Consider the following 3,558-nt stretch of genomic DNA (forward strand, 5'->3'; position numbering starts at 1 on the left):
CAATAAATGTATTTATCTTTATAAAAACTGTCAACCTAATTAAGGACGAGTCAATGTTAAGAGAAAACGAATTATCACAATTGGTTATAGGATTGGCGATTGACGTCCATACTTCTTTAGGGCCGGGATTGCTGGAGCACTCCTATCAGGAGTGCTTATTTCATAAATTAAATAAAGCGGGTATTATTGTTGAAAAGCAGAAAGCGATGCCCCTGGTATTTGAAGATGTCCAATTGGAATGTGGGTATAGGGTCGACTTGTTAGTAGAAAATAAATTGGTTATCGAGATCAAAAGTGTGTTAGAAATGAATGAGGTTTATTTCGCACAGACGCTAACCTATCTGAGGTTAGGGAATTATAAACTTGGGTTACTAATCAATTTTAACGTACTTCATTTGAAAGACGGAATAAGACGTGTAGTTAACAGGCTATACCCTTAGCGGCCTTTTCGAGACACTCGGCGTTCCTACTATCAGAACTACTGATATACGTACCCTCCGAAGTTTAAACCCGGAGGGCGCAGAGAGCGCAAAGTTTTTCACAAAGGGCTTGCTGAGGTCGTTTGGTTTGATTCTTTCTCTGCGATCTTTGCGAAACACTCTGCGCGCTCTGCGTTTAAGTAGGCGTCTTGCAGATCCGGCAAATTAAATGATTGATCTTTACCTTCATGTATGCAGTCTTCTTTTCCCTATCTTCACGATTTTTTCGCTCTTTTCTTTCCCGACCTATGTGCGGGTTGCGGCAATAGCTTGTTCAATAATGAACATGTAATCTGCACCCATTGTATTTATCATTTACCCGTTACAAACTTCCACTCCGATCCGTCAAACAAGCTCGCTAAGCAGCTTTGGGGAAGATTCACTTTTATGCATGCCTCTTCGTTTGTCTATTTCAGAAAAGGTGGGAGGGTTCAGAATATTATGCATCAGCTAAAATATAATAAAAGACCTGAAGCCGGTTTTAGGATGGGCCAATTATATGGCCAGGTGTTAGGTAGCTCAGAAAAGTGGAGTAAACCAGACCTGATTATTCCCGTGCCGCTGCACCCTGCTAAATTAAAAAAGCGGGAATACAATCAGAGCGAATGTATTGCAAATGGAATGGCTTCTGCCCTTTTAATTCCAGTGATAGCTGATAATTTGTTACGCATAGAAAATACAGAGACACAAACAAAAAAATCGCGGTTTGCGAGATATGAGAATCTCAATAATGCTTTCGTATGCTGCAATAAAAGTATTTTTAACAATAAGCATGTATTAATTGTTGATGATGTCATGACAACAGGAGCGACATTAGAGGCATGCAGTATAGCGTTGCTTGAGCTTGAAGGAGTAAGTATTAGCATTGCGACAATAGCTTTTGCTGAATAAAACGCATACTTCGTATGCAAAGCTAAACCCTCGAAGAACACTAAGGAAAAAGAAATAGAACACGGTGTGCACGGAGGTTCCACTGAGGGCACTGAGTATATTCCAAGTTAGTTCTTAGTGTACTCCGTGTCTGCCTGCCGCAGGCAACACTCGTTTAAGGTTCTATGGTAGCGTTCAGCGCCAAGCAGCTTTAAAAACATACCTGCAAGAAAATTAGTAATTGAAAATCAGCGCTTTGCAATTAATAGTAAATATAATTCATCCCCTATGAAACATTCTCGCGTTTACAGCGTATAATATTCCGAGAGCGTTAATTTAGATAGAAAGAGCTGGATACCTTTTAGGTTCCGGCTTTTTCTTCTTTATCAAGCACGCCTGCTAAGAAGGCTGCTAATCTTGGCGTAAAGCTCGGCAGGGACAAAAGGTTTCATCACATACCCATCCATCCCACATTCATTTATCGTTTCCAGTTCGTGAGCAAAAAGAGAGGCTGTCAGAGCAACGATCGGCAACTTCGTGTAGTCGCCACCTAATTTTCTAATTGCTTTAGCCGCATCCATTCCATCCATTACCGGCATATGAAGGTCCATAAGTATCAGGTCGTATCGCGTTTCCATCACCTTATCCAGAGCAACCTTGCCATTTTCAGCAAAATCTACCTCAACACCCCATTTGGAAAGAACTTTATTTGCCAATATTCGATTGATCTCGTTGTCGTCAACGACCAGGATTGAAGCTTGTAATTGCTCGACTGGAGTTTTATTTTCGTCTAATGTAGATGACTCCTGAGAGCGGTTGAACTCAATAACAAAACTAAACTTAGAGCCTTTTCCTAACTCGCTTTCAACTGTAATATTGGAATTATGTAACTGCAGAAGACTTTTAGTAATAGCCAAGCCTAAACCTGTTCCACCGTACTTACGAGTCGTATCAGAACTCGCCTGTGTGTAGGAATCAAAGATATAATCGATTTTTTCTGGTCCAATTCCAATCCCTGTGTCCGAGATTTCGAATCTAACTTTTACAGTTTTTTTCGTTTCCTCGACAAGGTCGAGCTTTAACTTTACCTCGCCTTTTTCGGTAAATTTAACAGAATTGCCTAATAAATTAATTAATATCTGATATAAACGCGTATTGTCACCCTTGACGTGTGTCGGAATACGATGATCAATTTCTGATTTTAGGATTACTGGCTTTTCTGCAGTTTTGAACTGGAGAGAATTTAGTGTTTGAGATACGAGTTCCTTTAGGTTGACGTTTATATTCTCCAAAATCATATTCCCGGTTTCGATTTTAGTGAAATCAAGGATATCATTAATCAGCTTGAGTAAATTCTGAGCAGAAAATCCAAGGATCTTCAAATTCTCCATTTGCGACTCAGTAGGATTGTCATCCATGAGAATGTGGGACATGCCAATAACAGCATTCAAAGGCGTCCGGATTTCATGGCTCATGACAGATAAAAACGTTTCCTTGGCCTTACTCAACTGGAGCGCTTCTTCCCGGGTTTTTATTAGCTCCTGCTCAGCCAACTTACGCTCCGAGATGTCGTTTATGATCTCAACCTGCTGATCAAGGGTTCCATCCTTATTAAAAGTTGGGGTGTTTGAAATTGACAGCCATATCGGAGATCCATCCTTTTTATAGCTGAGCAGTTCAATATTCGATGGGATACACTCAGACGCTAGTTTTCTGGCTGTTTCGAGCAGTTTTGTGTCAGTTCCTTCTCCTGCCAGCAAATCCCCCGGCCGGGTATTTTGGAAATCCTCCAGATTGTAACCAGTAAGCTTCTCCAGGGCATCATTAATCCATTTGATCTTCCCGTCACTGGTACTTATCGCAACTCCATTTATTGTTTTACTGGCAACAAGAGACAGCAAAGTAAGCTGCTCTTCCGCCCTCTTCTGCTCGGTTATATCATTGATGATCTCAACCTGGCGTTCAATTTCTCCCGCCTCATTTAATATAGGATTGGTGGATGCATGTATCCAGATAGGGGTACCATCTTTCCTGTAGATCTGAAGATCGATCCTGTAAGCCTTGTGTTCTGAAATTGCTTTCTTTGCTACTTCAAGGGTAGTTACATTCGTACCCTCACCAATAACCACTTCACTCAAGCGTTTGCCGAGCAGTTCATCCAAACTATATCCTAACAATGCTTCGGTAGCGGAATTAATCCAGATAACCT

The 3,558-nt window shown here is 40.9% G+C and carries 3 protein-coding genes; 2 read left to right on the top strand and 1 reads right to left on the bottom strand.

Translation table 11 applies throughout. The features are described from left to right. The coding region (locus WKF69_RS18690; protein WP_340383940.1) for a GxxExxY protein at positions 1 to 440 on the top strand (440 nt) is incomplete at its 5' end. 231 nt (positions 441 to 671) lie between these two features. Further along, the gene (locus WKF69_RS18695; RefSeq protein WP_340383942.1) at positions 672 to 1,370 is read left to right on the top strand and encodes a ComF family protein; all 699 of its coding nucleotides are present in this window, start codon (positions 672 to 674) and stop codon (positions 1,368 to 1,370) included. A gap of 365 nt (positions 1,371 to 1,735) precedes the next feature. On the opposite strand, the gene WKF69_RS18700 is transcribed toward WKF69_RS18695, so the two are convergent. Continuing rightward, a partial coding sequence (locus WKF69_RS18700; RefSeq protein ID WP_340383944.1) for a PAS domain S-box protein occupies positions 1,736 to 3,558 on the bottom strand: 1,823 nt, incomplete at its 5' end.

The organism is Daejeonella sp., from assembly GCF_037719425.1.
Classification (GTDB): Bacteria; Bacteroidota; Bacteroidia; order Sphingobacteriales; family Sphingobacteriaceae; genus Daejeonella.